This is a genomic window from Pseudomonas sp. B21-035, assembly GCF_024748945.1.
Classification (GTDB): Bacteria; Pseudomonadota; Gammaproteobacteria; order Pseudomonadales; family Pseudomonadaceae; genus Aquipseudomonas.
Map to the genome: position 1 here is coordinate 1507053 of NZ_CP087179.1, position 19330 is coordinate 1526382.

14 protein-coding genes are annotated in these 19330 nt (G+C 63.0%); 8 read left to right on the forward strand and 6 right to left on the reverse strand.

Annotated elements, in window-relative coordinates; translation table 11 throughout:
• Nucleotides 1-2: 2 nt before the first annotated feature.
• On the reverse strand, nt 3-473 hold the full coding sequence (locus LOY22_RS06975) for a MaoC family dehydratase (protein ID WP_045187560.1): 471 nt from the start codon (nt 471-473) through the stop codon (nt 3-5).
• A 34-nt stretch (nt 474-507) separates the two neighbouring features.
• Complete coding sequence (locus LOY22_RS06980) at nt 508-1452, reverse strand: alpha/beta hydrolase (protein ID WP_045193418.1); 945 nt, start codon at nt 1450-1452, stop codon at nt 508-510.
• A gap of 209 nt (nt 1453-1661) precedes the next feature.
• Here LOY22_RS06980 and fadD2 point away from each other — a divergent pair, with 209 nt between their 5' ends.
• Together fadD2 and fadD1 are read left to right on the forward strand one after the other, a co-directional pair.
• Complete coding sequence (gene fadD2, locus LOY22_RS06985) at nt 1662-3350, forward strand: long-chain-fatty-acid--CoA ligase FadD2 (RefSeq protein ID WP_045193417.1); 1689 nt, start codon at nt 1662-1664, stop codon at nt 3348-3350.
• 254 nt (nt 3351-3604) lie between these two features.
• Complete coding sequence (fadD1, locus tag LOY22_RS06990; protein ID WP_093386044.1) at nt 3605-5302, forward strand: long-chain-fatty-acid--CoA ligase FadD1; 1698 nt, start codon at nt 3605-3607, stop codon at nt 5300-5302.
• 84 nt (nt 5303-5386) lie between these two features.
• Here fadD1 and LOY22_RS06995 read toward each other — a convergent pair whose 3' ends face one another.
• The 3 genes from LOY22_RS06995 to LOY22_RS07005 form a co-directional block, all read right to left on the reverse strand.
• Nucleotides 5387-6694, reverse strand: coding sequence for an FAD-binding oxidoreductase (locus LOY22_RS06995; protein ID WP_258596962.1), 1308 nt, complete (start codon nt 6692-6694; stop codon nt 5387-5389).
• A 29-nt stretch (nt 6695-6723) separates the two neighbouring features.
• Nucleotides 6724-8088, reverse strand: coding sequence for a glutamine synthetase family protein (locus LOY22_RS07000; protein WP_258596964.1), 1365 nt, complete (start codon nt 8086-8088; stop codon nt 6724-6726).
• Between the two features lie 96 nt (nt 8089-8184).
• Nucleotides 8185-8349 carry a hypothetical protein gene (locus tag LOY22_RS07005; RefSeq protein WP_195883322.1) on the reverse strand — a complete coding sequence of 55 codons (165 nt, stop codon included), beginning with the start codon at nt 8347-8349 and terminating at the stop codon, nt 8185-8187.
• Nucleotides 8350-8535: 186 nt separating this feature from the next.
• Here LOY22_RS07005 and hrpA point away from each other — a divergent pair, with 186 nt between their 5' ends.
• The 6 genes from hrpA (at nt 8536) to LOY22_RS07035 (ending at nt 17436) form a co-directional block, all read left to right on the forward strand.
• Nucleotides 8536-12441: an ATP-dependent RNA helicase HrpA gene (gene hrpA, locus LOY22_RS07010; protein WP_195883323.1), complete on the forward strand. Its 3906-nt coding sequence runs from the start codon at nt 8536-8538 to the stop codon at nt 12439-12441.
• A gap of 205 nt (nt 12442-12646) precedes the next feature.
• On the forward strand, nt 12647-13768 hold the full coding sequence (locus LOY22_RS07015) for a beta-ketoacyl-ACP synthase III (RefSeq protein ID WP_093386029.1): 1122 nt from the start codon (nt 12647-12649) through the stop codon (nt 13766-13768).
• A gap of 111 nt (nt 13769-13879) precedes the next feature.
• Nucleotides 13880-14491, forward strand: coding sequence for an RNA polymerase sigma factor (locus LOY22_RS07020; protein WP_045193411.1), 612 nt, complete (start codon nt 13880-13882; stop codon nt 14489-14491).
• Nucleotides 14485-14715, forward strand: a complete 231-nt coding sequence (locus tag LOY22_RS07025; protein WP_093386024.1) for an anti-sigma factor — start codon at nt 14485-14487, stop codon at nt 14713-14715. The genes LOY22_RS07020 and LOY22_RS07025 overlap by 7 nt, the downstream gene beginning before the upstream one ends.
• Nucleotides 14716-14913: 198 nt before the next feature.
• Entirely contained in the window at nt 14914-16227 is a 1314-nt protein-coding gene (locus LOY22_RS07030; RefSeq protein ID WP_045193409.1) for an OprO/OprP family phosphate-selective porin, read from the forward strand.
• A gap of 84 nt (nt 16228-16311) precedes the next feature.
• A complete protein-coding gene (locus LOY22_RS07035) occupies nt 16312-17436 on the forward strand; it encodes a GNAT family N-acetyltransferase (protein ID WP_258596967.1) in 1125 nt (374 codons plus the stop codon).
• 32 nt (nt 17437-17468) lie between these two features.
• Here LOY22_RS07035 and LOY22_RS07040 read toward each other — a convergent pair whose 3' ends face one another.
• Complete coding sequence (locus LOY22_RS07040) at nt 17469-19301, reverse strand: ABC transporter ATP-binding protein (RefSeq protein WP_195883326.1); 1833 nt, start codon at nt 19299-19301, stop codon at nt 17469-17471.
• Between the last annotated feature and the right edge of the window lie 29 nt (nt 19302-19330).

The following is a 19330-nucleotide window of genomic DNA, read 5'->3' on the forward strand; positions in this document are numbered from 1 at the left end:
CATCAGCCGATGGTGATAGGCGGCGGGCTGACCAGCTCGACGGTCTGCTGTTTGCGCGGGGCGAGGATCTCGGCCTCGCCATCGACCACCAGTTCGTCGTTCTGGTTGAACACACGGGTGGCGATGCGCACCTTGAACTTCGGCAGTTTCTCGAGGATTTCCAGGCGCACGGTCAGGGTGTCGCCGAACTTGACCGGCTTCTGGAAGCTCATGGTCTGGCCCAGGTAAATGGTGCCCGGGCCGGGCAGCTCGCAGGCCACTGCGGCGCTGATCAGCGCACCGCTGAACATGCCGTGGGCGATGCGCTCCTTGAACATGCTCTTGGCGGCGAACTCGGCATCCAGGTGCACCGGGTTGTGGTCACCGGACATCGCCGCGAACAGCTGGATGTCACGTTCTTCGACGGTTTTGCTGAAGCTGGCGGTCTGGCCGACTTCAAGGGCTTCGTACGGGGTGTTGGTGACCTGGGTCATGCTTGGCTTTCCTTCTGACGTGCGGGTCGGCCGATCATTCGCTGCGGGCGGGGCGGCCAATGGCCAGGGCCTGCTCCAGCCAGTCGATGATCGCGGCCGTGACCTCGTCACGGTTGGTTTCGTTGAGCAGCTCATGCCGCGCCTGGGGGTAGAGCTGCAACTGCACATGCTGATTGCCGGCCAGGCGCAAGGCACCGGCCAGATCCTTGAGACGCTTGCCGGCACTGACCGGATCACATTCGCCGCCCATCACCAGGATCGGCAGGTTCGGATCGATCTGCGTCAGGTTGCGTGGCTGGCTGATTTGCTCAAGGCCCATCAGCAAGTCGATCCACAAACGGTTGCTGCAGCGAAAGCCGCACAACGGGTCGGCAGCATACTTGTCGACTTCGTCGTTGTCGCGGCTGAGCCAGTCGAACGCCGTGCGGTTGGGCTTGAAGGCCTTGTTGAACGAGCCGAACGACAGCCACTCGATCAGCGCGCTATGGCCCAGCGGGCCCTGGCGCCAGGCTTCGAAGCGGGCGATCAGGCAGGCGGTGCGGTACAGCGCGGGCGGTTGGAAGTTCGAGCCGCTGAGAATCGCGCCCTGCAGGCTGGCGCCGTGGTGCATCAGGTAGGCCTGGGCAATGTAGCTGCCCATGCTGTGGCCAAACAGGAACACCGGGGTGCCCGGAAACTGCTGGCCGATGTGCTGGCTGAGCAGGGCCAGGTCGTTGACCACGCTGTTCCAGCCATTGTGTCGGGCGAACAGGCCTAAAGTGCCAAGTTCGGCGGTGCGTCCATGGCCGCGCTGGTCGTGGGCGAGCAGGGCATAGCCGGCATTGCTCAGGGCCTCGCCCAGGCGTTGGTAGCGCCCGGCGTGCTCGGCCATGCCGTGGGCCAGCAGCACCACCGCCTTGATCGGCGAGGCCGGCAGCCATTGATAAACGTAGAGGCTGCAGTGATCGCTGGCCGGGAGCCAGAACGCGTCGTGGTGCATGGCGGGTCCTTGTGCGCGCAACTCGGTAAGTCAGCACAGTGTATAACCCAGGGACAGGATCGCAGGGTCATCAGCAATAAGATTCACAATGTTAATGACAGCGCTTGGCGTATTTGCCACCTGCGACATACCTGCTAACGTCGGCAGAGCACCTTCTTCGCCAAGCAGGCAAGGGGGCCGGATCGGCTCAGGTATGAGGACAATAATAGATGCAAGCTGATTTCTGGAATGACAAGCGCCCGGCAGGGGTTCCTTCGCAAATTGACATAAATGCTTACAAGTCAGTGGTCGAAGTATTCGAACGCTCCTGCAAGAAGTTTGCTGACCGCCCGGCGTTCAGCAACCTCGGGGTCACCCTGAGCTACGCCGAACTCGAACGCTATTCTGCGGCCTTTGCCGCTTACCTGCAGCAGCACACCGACCTGGTGCCGGGCGACCGCATCGCGGTACAGATGCCCAACGTGCTGCAGTACCCCATCGCGGTGTTCGGCGCCTTGCGCGCCGGCCTGATCGTGGTCAACACCAACCCGCTGTACACCGCCCGCGAAATGCGCCACCAGTTCAAGGACTCCGGCGCCCGGGCGCTGGTGTACCTGAACATGTTCGGCAAGCTGGTGCAGGAGGTGCTGCCCGACACCGGCATCGAGTTCCTCATCGAGGCGAAGATGGGCGACATGCTGCCGACGGCCAAGGGCTGGCTGGTCAACACCATCGTCAGCAAGGTCAAGAAGATGGTCCCGGACTACCGCCTGCCGCAGGCGGTGCCATTCAAGAGCGCCCTGGCCCAGGGCCGCGGCCAGGCGCTCAAGCCGGTTGCGCTGGGCCTCGATGACATCGCCGTGCTGCAATACACCGGCGGCACCACGGGCCTGGCCAAGGGCGCGATGCTGACCCACGGCAACCTGGTGGCGAACATGCTCCAGGTGCTGGCGTGTTTCTCCCAGCACGGTGCCGATGGCCAGCGCCTGATCAAGGACGGGCAGGAGGTGATGATCGCGCCGCTGCCGCTCTACCATATCTATGCCTTTACCGCGAACTGCATGTGCATGATGGTTACCGGCAACCACAACGTGCTGATCACCAACCCGCGCGACATCGCCGGCTTTGTCAAAGAGCTGAAGAAGTGGAAGTTCTCCGGGCTGCTCGGGCTCAACACCCTGTTCGTCGCGCTGATGAACCACCCAGAGTTCAAGAACCTCGACTTCTCGGCGCTGAAGGTCACCAACTCCGGCGGTACCGCATTGGTCAGCGCCACCGCCGAGCGCTGGGAGAGCATCACCGGTTGCCGCATTGTCGAAGGCTACGGCCTGACCGAGACCTCGCCGGTAGCCAGCACCAACCCTTACGGCCAGCTGGCACGCCTGGGCACCGTGGGCATTCCGGTGCCGGGCACGGCGTTCAAGGTGATTGACGATGCGGGTGTCGAGCAGCCCTTCGGCGAGCGCGGCGAGTTGTGCATCAAGGGCCCGCAAGTGATGAAGGGTTACTGGCAGCACCCCGAGGCGACGGCCGAGGCGCTGGACAGCGAAGGCTGGTTCAAGACCGGCGACATTGCCGTGATCGATCCGGACGGCTTTACCCGCATCGTCGACCGCAAGAAGGACATGATCATCGTCTCGGGCTTCAACGTGTACCCCAACGAGATCGAGGAAGTGGTGATGAGCCATCCGCAAGTGGCCAGTTGCGCGGTGATCGGCATCCCCGACGAGCGTTCGGGCGAGGCGGTGAAGCTGTTCGTGGTGCCGCGCGAGGGCGGGGTAAGCCTTGAAGAGCTGAAGGCTTACTGCAAGGCCAACTTCACCGGCTACAAGGTGCCCAAGCATATTGTCTTGCGCGAGTCGCTGCCGATGACGGCAGTGGGCAAGATTCTGCGCAGGGAGCTTCGGGATATAGCCTGAGGGAACTGGAAGCTGCAAGCCCGGCCAGCTTGTAGCTTGAAGCTTTAGAATCTTTACTCTAAAAATGACTACGTGATTATCAAGAGTCATTTCCGTGACTGTCTGGGCTACTTTAGCTCTAGGCGGCCCTTGGCAAAGCTGCTACTCTCGGCCCGCTTCTGATTATCAGGTTTGCAATAAACCGTAATCTTATATCAATAATAATCGCATCGACTGCGGTGAAGAATTCGCTGTTGCTGGAGGAGTGGGCTTCCATGATCGAAAACTTTTGGAAGGATAAGTACCCAGCCGGGATTGCCTCGCAAATCAATCCTGATGAGTATCCGAATATTCAGGCGGTATTGAAGCAGTCTTGCCAGCGCTTTGCCGATAAACCGGCCTTTAGCAACCTGGGCAAAACCATTACATACGGCGAGTTGTATGAGTTGTCGGGGGCGTTTGCCGCTTACCTGCAACAGCATACCGACCTGCAGCCGGGTGATCGTATTGCCGTGCAGCTGCCCAACGTTCTGCAATACCCCGTTGCCGTGTTCGGTGCCCTGCGTGCGGGCCTGATCGTGGTCAACACCAACCCGTTGTATACCGCGCGGGAATTGGAACACCAGTTCAATGATTCCGGCGCCAAGGCGCTGGTCTGCCTGGCAAACATGGCGCACCTGGCCGAAAAGGTAGTGCCCAAGACCCAGGTCAAACACGTTATTGTCACCGAAGTGGCCGACCTCTTGCCACCGGTTAAACGCCTGTTGATCAACAGCGTGATCAAGTACGTGAAGAAAATGGTCCCGGCGTACAACCTGCCCAAGGCGGTCAAGTTCAACGACGCCTTGAGCAAAGGCCGTGGCCAAACCTTTCAGGAAGCCAATCCAGACCGCCATGACGTCGCCGTATTGCAGTACACCGGTGGCACTACCGGGGTGGCCAAGGGCGCGATGCTGACCCACCGCAACCTGGTGGCCAACATGCTGCAATGCCGGGCGCTGATGGGCTCGGACCTCAATGAAGGTTGCGAGATCCTGATCACGCCGTTGCCGCTGTATCACATCTATGCCTTCACCTTTCATTGCATGGCAATGATGCTGATCGGCAGCCACAACATCCTGATCAGCAACCCGCGCGACTTGCCGGCGATGGTCAAGGAACTGGGCAAGTGGAAGTTCAGCGGCTTTGTCGGCCTCAATACCTTGTTCGTGGCCCTGTGCAACAACGAGAATTTCCGCAAGCTGGACTTCTCTGGCCTGAAGATCACCCTGTCGGGCGGCATGGCCCTGCAGATGAGCGTCGCCGAGCGCTGGAAGGCAATCACCGGCTGCGCCATCTGCGAAGGTTACGGCATGACCGAGACCAGCCCGGTGGCGGCGGTCAACCCGGCCGAGCAGAACCAGATCGGCACCATCGGCATTCCGGTGCCCTCGACCCTGTGCAAGATCATCGACGACGCCGGTGTTGAACTGGCCCTGGGCGAAGTCGGCGAGCTGTGCGTGAAAGGGCCGCAGGTAATGAAGGGCTACTGGCAGCGCGAAGACGCCACCAACGAGATCCTCGACAGTGACGGCTGGCTGAAGACCGGTGACATCGCCCTGATCCAGACCGACGGCTACATGCGCATTGTCGATCGCAAGAAAGACATGATCCTGGTCTCCGGTTTCAACGTCTATCCGAATGAGCTTGAGGACGTGCTGGCGGCGTTGCCAGGCGTGCTGCAGTGCGCGGCCATCGGTGTGCCGGATGAAAAATCCGGTGAAGTGATCAAGATCTTCATCGTGGTCAAGCCGGGCATGACCGTGACCAAGGAGCAGGTGATGGAGCACATGCGTGCAAACGTCACCGGCTACAAGGTGCCGCGTTTCATCGAGTTCCGCGATGCGCTGCCGACCACCAACGTCGGCAAGATCCTGCGCCGTGAACTGCGTGATGAAGAACTGAAGAAGCTGGGCCTGAAGAAGATCGCCTGAGTCAAGGCGAGCGCTTCGCGCTCGATCGCTGGCAAGCCAGCTCCCACCATCGATCCTGTGGGAGCTGGCTTGCCAGCGATGCTTTCAGCGCAGTTTTTCAAGCATCTGGTAATACCACATCCCCGCCGCCAGCAACGGATTGCCCAGCACATCGCCCATCGGCACCTTGATGTGTTTACAGCCGGCAAAGGTATCGAATTTCTCCAGCGTCCCGGTCAGTGCTTCGGCCATGATCTCGCCCATGATATGGCTGGTGGCGATGCCGTGCCCGGAATAGCCCTGGCAGTACCAGACGTTGTCCGAGAGCTTGCCCAGCTGCGGAATGCGGTTGACCACGATGCCCATTGCGCAACTCCACTGGAACTCGATCGGCACACCCTTGAGCGCCGGAAAGGTGCGCTCGATGCACGGCCGCAGTTCGCCGGCGATATCCCGTGAATCGCGCCCGGAATAGTTGGCGCCACCGCCGAACAGCAGGCGGCCATCGGCGGTCAGCCGGTAGTAGTCGAGGACGAAGCGGCAGTCGTACACCGCAAGATCCTGCGGGTTGATCTGCGCGGCCAGTTCACCGAGCGGCGCGGTGGTGACGATACCGCCCATGGCCGGGAAAATCTTGCCCTTGAGCTGGCGTTTTTCCAGTTTGTGATAGACGTCGCCGGCCAACAGAATCTGCTTGGCCTCGACCCGGCCGTGGGCCGTCACCACTGCCGGCTGCTCGCTATGGATGATGTCCAGCACTTCGGAGTTCTCGAAGATCAGTGCGCCCAGGCTGTGTGCGGCGCGGGCTTCGCCCAGGCACAGGTTGAGCGGGTGCAGGTGCAGGTTGCGCCGGTTCTTCAAGGCGCCGAGGTACAGCGGGCTTTGCAGGTGTTCGCGCATGGCGTTCTGGCCCAGCAGCTCGACCTGGTCGCCCATGCCGCGGCGCTCGGCCTCGGCAGCGAAGGCGCGCAGCTCGCCCATGTGCGAGTCTTTCATCGCCGCGTGCAGGTGGCCGCGCTTGAGGTCGCAGTCGATGCCGTAGCGCTCGACCCTTTGCTCGATGATCTGGTGGCCGCGCCAGCGCAGGTGCCAGATAAAATCATCGACGTCATCGCCGAGCTTGTCGCGCATCTGTTTGCGCATCGCTTCATCGCCCGAGAGGCTGCCGGTGACCTGGCCGCCGTTACGCCCGCTGGCGCCCCAGCCGATGCGGTTGGTTTCAACGATGGCGACTTTCAGGCCGCGCTCGGCCAGTTCCACGGCGCTGGCGACACCGGTAAAGCCGCCGCCAATGATTGCCACGTCGACTTTCACCGTGCCCTTGAGGGTCGGGTACTGGGTGGTGTCGTTGAGGCTGGCGGTGTAGTACGAGGCGCTGCGTTGGGCAGGGCCGGCGTTTACGGCTGCATTCATAACAAAATCCTTGGTGCAAAAATAAAGGGTCAGGCCTGGCTCAGGTACCAGCGCCAGTCCTGTTCGCCGACTTCGGCCATGAACTGGCGGTACTCGGCGCGCTTGACCGCCAGGTACACGCCGAGGAACTCGGCGCCCAGGGCTTCGCGAGCCCAGTTCGAGCGCTCAAGCGCAGTCAGCGAGGTCAGCCAGTCGGTGGGCAGCAGTTCGCTGGCCTGGGCGTAGCCATTGCCCTCGACCGGCGCGCCCGGGTCGAGTTGCTGGCGGATGCCGTGATGCAGGCTGGCGAGAATCGCTGCTGCGGCCAGGTAAGGGTTGGCATCGGCGCCGCAGATGCGGTGCTCGATGTGCCGGCTGTTGGCCGGGCCGCCGGGCACGCGCAGGCTGACGGTACGGTTGTCGACGCCCCAGGTCGGCGCCAGCGGCGCATAGCTGTTGGCCTGGAAGCGGCGGTAGGAGTTGGCGTTGGGGCAGAACAGCAGCAGCGAATCGAGCAGCAGCGTGAGCATGCCGGCCACCGACTGGCGCAGCAGCGGCGTACCGGCTTTGTCTTCGCTGGCGTAGAGGTTGTTGCCCTGGGCATCGGCCAGGCTCACGTGCATGTGCATGCCAGTGCCGGCCAGGTGATCGAACGGCTTGGCCATGAAGCAGGCCTGCATCCCGTGCTTGTGCGCCACGCCCTTGACCAGGCGCTTGTAGCGCACCGCCTGGTCCATGGCCAGCAGCGCATCGCCATGCTCGAGGGTGATTTCCACCTGGCCCGGGGCGTATTCGGAAATCGCCGTGCGCGCTGGAATGCCCTGGGTCTTGCAGGCCGCGTAGAGGTCGGCGAGAAACGGCTCGATCTGCTCCAGCTCACGCAGGCCGTAGACCTGAGTGCCACGCGGGCGCCCGCCGTCGCGGTCCAGGGCCGGTTGCGGGCGGCCGTGGCTGTCACGTTGCTGGTCGAGCAGATAGAACTCCAGCTCGCAGGCCATCACCGGGTAGTAACCGTCGGCCTTGAGCGCATCGATGACCTTGACCAGCAGGTGGCGCGGGTCGGCGACAGTCGCCGGCAGGCCTTCGCTGGGGTGCATGCTGACTTGTACTGCAGCGGTGGGAATCTGCCGCCACGGCAGGCGCACCAGGCTGTTTTCCAGCGGGTAGGCGCGGCAATCGATATCGCCGACATCCCAGACCAGGCCTGAGTTTTCCACATCGTCGCCGTTGAGGGTCAAACCGAGGATGGTGCTGGGCAATGGCCGCCCGCTTTCGTACACCGCCAGCAGCTCTTCGCGGTGCAGCAGCTTGCCGCGTGGTACGCCGTTGGCGTCGAGGATGAACAGCTCGATCATCTCGATATCGGGGTTGGCGGCCAGGAACGTTCGGGCCTGCTCGATAGGGGCAAAGTGCATGGTGTGCTCGCTCGCGCCCTCAGGCGCACAGGACTGTCTAGCCGGTCAGGCGGCAGTCTTCGACAAGGAAGGTCGGCCAGAAGCTGGCCGCACGGTTCACTGCAGAGCGAGGCGGGCGTCCGGTGGGCGGGCATGGCGGCAGTGCCACAAAGCCCAGAAGGCGAGAATGATGTGTACCAGCGGATTTTCCCCGCAGCGCGCCCGCACCTTCGGGAACGAAGGGCGCAGCAGCAGGCGGGGCAAACCGGTAGACGAAGTCATGCCTGGATACTCCCATGCCGGGGAAGGTTCATTAAATCAGCCTTTGGGTAACTTCAGATAAGCCGCGGCTAAACAATCGTCCGCCCGCCCGCAACCGTGCCGAGCGTCGGCAAATCTGCGACAATCGCAGCCCTTGAAAAGCCGATCATGCAAAAGCAGGCTCACCTGCACGACTAAAAAGCCCCCATGACTGACCACGCGATTGATCAACTGCTGAAAAACCTCGACCACGCCATGATTGCCGAGCGCCACCGTCTGCGCCGGCAGTTGCACGAGCTGCGCAAGCGCCCGGATGAGGCCAGGCTTGCGCAATGGGTCGACAAGGTCCAGGCCTCCTGCGCCCAGGTCACCGCGCGCAAGGCCAGTGTGCCGAGCATCCGTTACGACGACAGCCTGCCGATTGCAGCCAAGCGTGACGAGATCAAGAAGGTTCTGGCCGAGCATCAGGTGCTGATCATCGCCGGCGAAACCGGCTCGGGCAAAACCACCCAGCTGCCGAAGATCTGCCTGGAACTGGGCCGCGGCCAGCACGGCCTGATCGCCCATACCCAGCCCCGGCGGATTGCCGCGCGCAGCGTTGCCACCCGGGTCGCCGAAGAACTCGGTACGCCGCTGGGGGCGCTGGTCGGCTACCAGGTGCGCTTCGAAGACCAGAGCGACGCCAATACCCTGGTCAAGCTGATGACCGACGGTATCCTGCTGGCCGAAACCCAGCACGACCGCTTTCTCGAGCGCTACGACACCATCATTGTCGACGAAGCCCACGAGCGCAGCCTTAACATCGATTTTCTGCTCGGTTACCTCAAGACCCTGCTGCCGCGTCGCCCCGATCTCAAGGTCATCATCACCTCGGCGACCATTGACCTTGAGCGCTTCTCCAAGCATTTCAACGATGCGCCGATCATCGAGGTGTCGGGCCGCACCTACCCGGTGGAAACCTGGTACCGGCCGGTAACCCGCGAGCAGGACGAGGAGGGCAACCGCGTCGAGGACGACCTCACCGTCGACCAGGCGATCCTCGCCACCCTCGACGAGATTGCCGCCTTTGAGCGCAGCCAGGGCAAGGGCCCGGGCGATGTGCTGGTGTTTCTGCCCGGCGAGCGCGAGATTCGCGACGCTGCCGAGATGCTGCGCAAGGCGCAGTTGCGCCACACCGAAATCCTGCCGCTGTACGCACGCCTGTCGCCGGCCGAGCAGCAGAAGATTTTCCAGTCCCATCCGGGGCGGCGTGTGGTGCTGGCCACCAACGTTGCCGAAACCTCGCTGACGGTGCCGGGCATCCGCTATGTGATCGATAGCGGCACCGCGCGCATCAGCCGCTACAGCTACCGGGCCAAAGTTCAGCGCCTGCCGATCGAAGCGGTGTCCCAGGCCAGCGCCAACCAGCGCAAGGGCCGCTGCGGGCGGGTCGAGCCGGGCATCTGCGTGCGCCTGTACAGCGAAGAAGACTTCAATGCGCGGCCGGCCTTTACCGACCCTGAGATCCTGCGTACCAACCTGGCGGCAGTCATCCTGCAGATGCTGCACCTGCGCCTGGGCGATATTGACGCCTTCCCGTTCATCGAGCCGCCGGACGGCAAGGCCATCAGCGACGGCTTCAACCTGTTGCAGGAGCTCTCGGCGGTCAACCGCGAGAACCAGCTCACGCCCCTGGGCCGCCAGTTGGCGCGCCTGCCGGTGGACCCGCGGCTGGGCCGCATGCTGCTCGAAGGCGCCAAGCAGGGCAGCCTCAATGAGCTGTTGATCGTCGCCAGTGCGCTGTCGGTGCAAGACCCGCGCGAGCGGCCGCCGGAGCGCCAGCAAGCGGCGGACCAGGCCCATGCACAATGGAAAGACGCCGACTCCGACTTCGCCGCGCTGGTCAACCTGTGGCGTGGCTTTGAAGAGCAACGCCAGGCCCTGACCGCCAGCCCGCTGCGCAACTGGTGCCGGAAGAATTTCCTCAACTACTTGCGCCTGCGCGAATGGCGCGATGCTCACCGTCAGCTCAGCCTGATCTGCCGCGACCTGCAGTTGAGCATCAATAAAGAGCCCGCCGACTACCCGCGCCTGCACAAGGCGATCCTCTGCGGTCTGCTCAGCCAGATCGGCCAGAAGAGCGAAGACGGTGACTACCTCGGCGCCCGCCAACGGCGCTTCTGGGTGCACCCCTCGTCCGGCCTAGGCAAGAAGCGTCCGCAATGGTTGATGACCGCCGAGCTGGTGGAAACCACCAAGCTCTATGCGCGCATGGTGGCCAAGATCGATTCGGACTGGATCGAGCCGCTGGCCGGGCACCTGATCAAGAAAAACCACTTCGAACCGCACTGGGAGAAGAAGCGCGGCCAGGTGGTGGCCTTCGAGCAGGTCACCCTCTATGGCCTGATCGTGGTTGGCCGGCGGCCGGTGCATTACGGCCCGGTCGACCCGGTAATGTCGCGCGAGCTGTTTATCCGCGAGGCCCTGGTCGGCGGCGAGATCCAGTCCAAGGCCAGGTGCCTGACCGCCAACCGGCGCTTGCTTGAGCAACTCGACGAGCTGGAAGCCAAGGCCCGCCGGCGCGACATCCTCGCCGATGAAGAAACCCTGTACGGCTTCTATGAGGCGCGGCTGCCGGCCGAGATCCACCAGACCGCAACCTTCGACAGCTGGTACCGGGTCAACAGCCAGAAAGACCCGCAGTTGCTGATCATGCGCGAGGAAGACGTGCTGGCCCGCGAGGCCAGTGAGGTCACCGCCGCGCAGTACCCGGACACCCTGCGCCTGGGCGACCTGAGCCTGGCCCTGAGTTACCACTTCGAGCCAAACCATCCGCGCGACGGCGTTACCGTGCGGGTGCCGGCGCCGCTGTTGCCGAGCCTGCCGGGCGAACGCCTGGAGTGGCTGGTGCCGGGCCTGCTGGAAGCCAAGTGCATCGCCCTGGTGCGCAACCTGCCCAAGGCCTTGCGCAAGAATTTCGTGCCGGTGCCGGACTTCGTCAAGGCCGCCCTGCAGCGCATGAGCTTCGCTGAAGGTTCGTTGCCCCAGGCGCTTGGCCGCGAGTTGCTGCGCATGACCGGTGCGCGGGTCAGCGACGAAGCCTGGGCCGAAGCTGCGGCCCAGGTCGACAGCCACCTGAAGATGAACCTGGAAGTGGTCGATGGCCAGGGCAAGTTCCTCGGTGAAGGCCGTGACCTGGCCGAGCTGACCGCGCGCTTTGCCGCGGCCAGCCAGGCCGCGCTGGCGGTCCCGCAAACCGCGCAAAGCCAGCAGCCGGTGCAGGCCAAGGCCTTCACCCAGGTGGCCGAGACTGCGCAACAAAAGTTTGCCGGGCTGTCGATGACGGTCTATCCGGCGCTGGTGGAAGAAAACGGCACGGTCAAGGAAGGGCGCTTCTCGACCCAGGCTGAAGCCGAGTTCCAGCACCGCCGAGCCTTGCAGCGCCTGCTGCTGCAACAACTGGCGGAGCCGGCCAAGTTTTTGCGCGGCAAGCTGCCGGGGCTGACCGAGCTGGGCTTGCTGTACCGCGAGCTGGGTCGGGTCGAGGCGCTGGTCGAGGACATTCTGCTGGCCAGCCTAGACAGTTGCATCCTTGAAGGCGAGGCTACCCTGCCACGCGATGGCGCCGGCCTGGCCTCGCTGGCCGAGCGCAAGCGCGGCAGCTGGGCCGAGCACGCCGAGCGTCTGGCTCGCCTGACCCTGGAAGTCCTCAAGCTCTGGCATGGCCTGCAAAAGCGCTTCAAGGGCAAGATCGACCTGGCCCAGGCCGTGGCCCTCAACGACATCAAGCAGCAACTGGGCAACCTGGTCTACCCCGGCTTTGTCCGCGAAACCCCGGGGCTGTGGCTCAAGGAGCTGCCGCGCTACCTCAAGGCGATCGAGTTGCGTCTTGAGAAGCTTGGCGCCCAGGTGCAGAAGGACCGGGTCTGGAGCGGCGAGCTGGGCAACCTCTGGAGCCAGTACCAGACCCGCCTGGACAAGCACCTGCAGGAAGGAAAGCGCGACGAGCAGCTGCAGCTGTACCGCTGGTGGCTGGAGGAATACCGGGTGTCGTTGTTCGCCCAGCAGTTGGGCACCAAGGTCCCGGTTTCCGACAAACGACTGAGCAAGCAGTGGAGTCAGGTGGAAGCCTAAACCCCTGCAGTTGTGGCACACTTGACCGATATACGCCGCGCATCCCGGAATAACCTGCCGGGCCTGCGCGGCTCACGCATGCAGCACTGCGCAGTGGCCCGCAAGCTGGGGGCATTGCCAGTCAAAGTTGGTACTTTGGTGCCAACTCAAACCGACCGAACAGGCCGTTGCCGGGCTGGCAATGGCCCCGAACAGAGGAACGACCGTGCATAACGTCGTCATCAGCGGCACCGGCCTGTACACCCCGGCCAACAGCATTTCCAACGAAGAGCTGGTGGAGTCCTTCAATACCTACGTGCAGCAGTTCAACCGTGACAACGCCGCCGCCATCGAGCGCGGTGAAGTCCAGGCCCTGGCCGAGTCCAGCGCCGCCTTCATCGAAAAAGCCTCGGGCATCAAGAGCCGCTTCGTCATGGACAAGGACGGCATTCTCGATCCGCAGCGCATGAAGCCGCGCCTGCCCGAGCGCTCCAACGACGAGCCGTCGATCCTCTGCCAGATGGCCGTGGCCGCCGCCGAGCAGGCCCTGCAACGCGCCGGGCGTACTGCCGCCGACGTCGATGCGGTGATCGTTGCCTGTTCCAACCTGCAGCGCCCGTACCCGGCGATTGCCATCGAAGTGCAGCAGGCGCTGGGCATCAACGGCTTTGGTTTCGACATGAACGTAGCCTGCTCGTCGGCCACCTTCGGCATTCAGACTGCCTGCAACAGCGTACAGTTGGGCCAGGCCCGCGCAGTGCTGGTGATCAGCCCGGAAATCTGCACCGGCCACCTGAACTTCCGTGACCGCGACAGCCATTTCATCTTTGGTGATGCCGCCACTGCCGTGTTGGTGGAGCGCGCCGACCTGGCCACCTCCACGCACCAGTTCGACATCGTCAGCACCAAACTGCTGACCCAGTTCTCGAACAACATCCGCAACAACTTCGGCTTCCTCAACCGCGCGGCCGAAGAGGGCATTGGCGCCCCCGACAAGCTGTTCGTCCAGGAAGGCCGCAAGGTGTTCCGCGAGGTCTGCCCGATGGTCGCCGAGCTGATCGGCCAGCACCTGACCGAGAACAACCTCAATGTCAGCGACGTCAAGCGCTTCTGGCTGCACCAGGCCAACCTGAGCATGAACCACCTGATCGTGAAGAAACTGCTTGGTCGTGACGCCCTCGAAGAAGAGGCACCGGTAATCCTCGACAGCTACGCCAACACCAGCTCGGCAGGCTCGGTAATCGCCCTGCACAAGCATCAGGACGACCTGCCACAGGGCGCCCTGGGCGTGCTCAGCTCGTTCGGGGCCGGCTATTCGATCGGTAGCGTGATCCTGCGCAAGCGTTGAGCTGCAACTACCGGTGAAGTGTCCCACGTTGTTGCGACACTTCACTGATAGCGTTGGCTGTAACAAATCCGCCTAATCGGACTCTACCCGCAGAACGATGGATGGATGGCGATGACTGCTGAACAACAAACCCGCTTGCTGGAGCGGCTGCTCAAGGGTGAGCAACAGGCGTTCAAGGAACTGGTCGACAGCTATCAGGGCGCCATGCGCGCAGTGGCCTATGCGATTGTCGGCAGCCGGCATGCCGACGAAGCGGTACAGGACGCCTGGCTGGCGGTGGTGCGCAACCTCAAGGGGTTCGAGCAGCGCTCGAGCCTGAAAACCTGGCTGCTGACCATTACCGCCAACGCGGCCAAGACCCGCTACAAGCAAAATCGCCGCGAAGTGCTTCTCGATGACCTGCCAGGCCCGCATGGCACCATTGGCGATGAGCGCTTTGCTACCGACGGCCACTGGCTGCAAGGGCCTTCGGCCTGGCATGAGGACACCCCTGAAGCCCTGCTCAGCCGCGAGCAGATGCGTGAGTGCCTGGAGCACACCTTGCTCAGCCTGTCGGAACTGCAATGCAGTGTGCTGGTGCTACGCGAGCGTCAGGGCCTGGAGCTCGAGCAGATCTGTAATCTTCTCGAGATTTCCCTCTCCAATGTCCGCGTATTGCTGCACCGCGCGCGCCTGAAGGTCTTCGCCACCCTGGAACATTTCGAGGAAACCGGTCAATGCTGAGCTGCAAGGAACTCGTCGCCCGCTCCAGCGACTACCTGGATGGACAACTGACCCTGGGCGAGCGCCTGATGGTCCGTCAGCACCTGTTGTTCTGTCGCCATTGTCGGCGCTTTCTCAAGCAGATGCGCGTGGCCCAGGCCACGGTACGGGCTTTGCCGGAACAACCGGCGGGCGACAGCGAGGCACTGGCCGAGCGTCTGGCGCGGGAGCTGAAAAACTCCTGAATCCGGCTCGGGAGGCTCTGCAACGGAGCTTTCCGGCTTATTTCATTTCGAAGTAAAAAAGTTCCCCTGTCACAAAACATTTATCTAAAAGCCACTGATCTGACATACACCCCCGCCAAGATTCCTCCCCAGCACAAGTGGCCTGAGCCGCGTGTTTTTCCAACATTATCAAGACCATAAAGTAGGGGAGCTTCTTCGATGATCCGTAAGCACTTCGCAGGTTTCGTAGCCAGCGCCTTGGCCATGGCCGTTACCGCCCAGGCTTTCGCGGGTACCGTGACCACCGACGGCGCCGATATCGTAGTCAAGACCAAGGGTGGCCTCGAGGTCGCTACCACCGACAAGGAATTCAGCTTCAAGCTGGGCGGTCGGATCCAGGCTGACTACAGCCGTTTCGACGGTTTCTACACCAACAACGGCAATACCGCCGACGCCGGTTACTTCCGCCGCGCCTACCTGGAACTGGGCGGCGTGATGTACAAGGACTGGGCCTACCAGATCGCCTACGACTTCTCGCACAACTCCGGCGGTGACAACCGTTCCGAAGACGGCTACTTCGATGAAGCGTCCCTGGCCTACAACGGCTTCAGCCCGGTATCGATCAAGGTTGGTCGTTTCGACCCCGAGTTCGGCCTGGAAAAAGCCACCAGCTCCAAGTGGGTGACCGCGCAGGAACGTACTGCCGCCTATGACCTGGTCGACTGGACCAACGCCCACAACGGCGGCCTGGGTATCCAGGCTTCGGGTACCGTCGGTGACTCGCTGTACGGCTCGGTCGGTGCCTTCGCCAAGGACGCCACCAACCAGGACAAGGACGGCGACAGCACCAAGCAGTTCAACCTGCGCGGCGTCTTCGCGCCGATGCACGAAGCCGGCAATGTCCTGCACTTCGGTATCAACTACGCCCAGCGTGACCTCTCCGACACCGCCTTCGATGGTCGTATCCGCAGCCGCCTGGGCATGCGCGGCGTCAGCACCGACGGTGGCCAGGATGCCGGCAGCAACGGCAACCGCCTGACCCTGGGCGGCGCCAACAACACCCCGGCCGGTGCCTACGACACCGACAAGGCCTGGGGCCTGGAAGCGGCATGGGCCATGGGCCCGTTTTCGGTACAGGGCGAATACGTCAAGCGTGACGTCCAGGCCGACAGCGCCTCGTTCTCCGACATCAAGGCAGACGGCTACTACGGCCAGCTGGCCTACACCATCACCGGTGAAGCCCGTGGCTACAAGCTCGGCAAGTTCGACAGCATCAAGCCTTCGAACAAGCAGATCGGTGCCTGGGAAGTGTTCTACCGCTATGACCACCTGAGCGTCGATGACGACAACGGCGCCTTTGCCAACATCGATGATGTCGAAGGCAAGGTCCACAACGTCGGCCTGAACTGGTATGCCAACGAGTCGATCAAACTCAGCGGCGTGTACGTCAAGGCCAAGGTCGACAACGCCCAGAACGCTGCCGGCGACGACAGCGGCGACGGTTTCGTAATGCGCGCGCAGTACGTGTTCTAAGCAACACCGCTCCTCATCCGTTAGATCTTCAGCCCCGCTTGCGCGGGGCTTTTTTTCGTCTGCGCGACGAGGCAGACTGCGCCAATGCCCAAGCTCATCCTGCAACACCTAGCCGAACTCACGCCTGCCACCTGGGACGCCCTGGTGCCGGGGGACCAGCCGTTCCTGAGCCATGCATTCCTGTGCAGCCTGGAGGACAGCGGCAGTGTCAGCCGCCACACCGGCTGGAGCCCCGCGCACCAGTTGCTGACCGACAGCGCCGGGCAACTGCGAGCGGCCTTGCCGGCCTACGTGAAAACCCATTCATTCGGCGAGTACGTGTTCGACCACGGCTGGGCCGATGCCTGTGAGCGGGCGGGTATTGCCTACTATCCCAAGCTGCTGTGTGCCGTGCCGTTCTCGCCGGTGAGCGGCCCACGGCTGCTGGGCGACCCGCAGGCGGCGGCCGAGTTGGTGGATCAACTGACCGATGAACTGTTCGAGCAGGGGATGTCCGGCGCCCATATCAACTTCACCGATGCTCAGGCGGATGCGCTGATGCGCGAGCGTGACGGCTGGATGGAGCGCCTGGGATGCCAGTTTCACTGGCGCAACCAGGGCTACCGCGACTTCCAGGATTTTCTCGATACCTTGAGTTCACGCAAGCGCAAGCAAATGCGCAAGGAGCGCGAGCAGGTGGCGGGGCAGGGTATCGAGTTTCGCTGGTTTCGCGGCGAAGCGCTGAGTGAGGCGCAGTGGGATTTCGTCTTCGCCTGTTATGCCAATACCTATGCCGTACGCCGTCGTGCGCCGTATCTGACCCGGGAATTCTTCAGCCTGCTGGCCGAGCGCATGCCTGAGTCAATACGCGTGGTGATGGCGCGTCAGGGTGGGCGTGATGTGGCCATGGCCTTCAGCCTGGTCGGTGGCGACAGCCTGTATGGCCGTTATTGGGGCTGCCTGGACGAATTCGACCGGCTGCACTTCGAGACTTGTTTCTACCAGGGCATGGATTGGGCGATTGCCGAGGGTTTGCAGCGCTTTGATGCCGGTGCGCAGGGCGAGCACAAGTTGATTCGCGGCTTTGAGCCGGTGATCACCCGCTCCTGGCACTATCTGCTGCACCCGGGCTTGCGCCGGGCAGTGGAGGAGTTCCTCGAGCAGGAGCGGGCAGGGGTGTTGGCTTATGCCCAGGAAGCGCGTTTGGCGTTGCCTTATCGGCAAGGTTGAGGGCCTCATCGCGGGGCAAGTCGAGGTTACTGTCAGTCGATCCCGACAAACCCCCCGGTCTGGTGATGCCACAACCGCGCATACAGGCCCTGATGCGCCAGCAACTCCGAGTGGCTGCCCATCTCGGCAATCCGGCCTTTTTCCAGCACCACCAGGCGGTCCATGCGGGCAATGGTCGACAGTCGGTGGGCAATGGCAATCACGGTCTTGCCTTGCATCAGGGTTTCCAGGCTTTCCTGGATTGCCGCTTCGACTTCCGAGTCCAGCGCTGAGGTGGCCTCGTCCATGATCAGGATCGGCGCATTCTTGAGCAGCACCCGGGCTATGGCGATGCGCTGGCGCTGGCCGCCGGAAAGCTTGACCCCGCGCTCACCGACATGGGCATCGAAGCCGGTCCGGCCCTGAGCGTCGGACAGTTGCGGGATGAACTCGTCAGCCCGTGCCCGGCGCACCGCTTCCCATAGCTCATCTTCAGTGGCATCGGGCCGGCCATAGAGCAGGTTTTCGCGGATCGAGCGGTGCAGCAGTGAGGTGTCCTGGGTGATCATGCCGATTTGTGCGCGCAGGCTGGCCTGGGTCACCTGGGCGATGTCCTGGCCATCGATGAGGATGCGCCCGCTTTCCAGGTCGTAAAGGCGCAGCAGCAGGTTGACCAGGGTCGACTTGCCGGCGCCGGACGGGCCGATCAGGCCGATCTTCTCGCCGGGGCGGATGTCCAGGTTGAGGCCATCGATGATGCGGCTGCCCTTGCCATAGTGAAAGCTGACGTTGTCGAACTTGACCCCGCCGCGTTCGACCTTGAGCTTGGGCGCGCTAGGCGAGTCGTTGACGCTGACCGGCTGGGCGATGGTCTGCAGGCCGTCCTGGACCATGCCGATGTTCTCGAAGATGCCGTTGACCACCCACATGATCCAGCCCGACATGTTGACGATGCGGATCACCAGGCCGGTGGCCAGGGCGATGGCGCCGACGGTGATCAGCGACTGGGTCCACAGCCACAGGGCCAGGCCCGTGGTGCTGACGATCAGCAGGCCGTTGAGGCTGGTGATGACCACGTCCATGCTGGTGACCACGCGGGCGGCCAGCTGGGTTTTTTCGGTTTGTTCGCTGATCGCTTCGCGGGCGTACTGCTGCTCGAAGTCGGTATGGGCGAAGAGTTTCAGGGTGGCGATGTTGGTGTAGCCATCGACGATGCGGCCCATGAGCTTGGAGCGGGCATCGGAGGAGATCACCGCACGGGCCTTGACCCGTGGCACGAAGTAGTAGAGCGCGCCGATGTAGCAGGCGATCCAGGTGATCAGCGGCAACATCAGCCGCCAGTCGGCCTCGGCAAACAGCACCAGCGAGCTGATCGCGTAGATCAGCACGTGCCATAGCGCATCCACCGCCTGCACCGCCGAGTCGCGCAACGAGTTGCCGGTCTGCATGATGCGCTGGGCGATGCGCCCGGCAAAATCGCTCTGGAAGAAGTTCAGGCTCTGCTTGAGCACGTAGGTGTGGTTTTGCCAGCGGATCATGCTGGTCATGCCCGGGCTGATGGTCTGGTGCACCAGCAGGTCGTGCAGGCCGACGAACACCGGGCGCAGCAACAGCGCCACCACCAGCATCCACATCAGCTCGCCGCCGTGCTCGCTGAAAAAGTTGACGTTCGGCGTGCCCTGGGCCAGGTCGATGATCCGGCTCAGGTAGCTGAACAGCGCCACTTCGATCAGCGCACCGATCAGGCCGACCACCAGCAGGGCGGCAAAACTCGGCCAGACCTGGCGCAGGTAGTACACGTAGAACGGCCATACCGTGGTCGGCGGCGCCGCGGTGGGCGCCTCACGGAAGATGTCGATCAGCTTTTCGAAGCGGCGAAACAGCATGAAAACGGTAACTCCTGTTCAGTTCGACC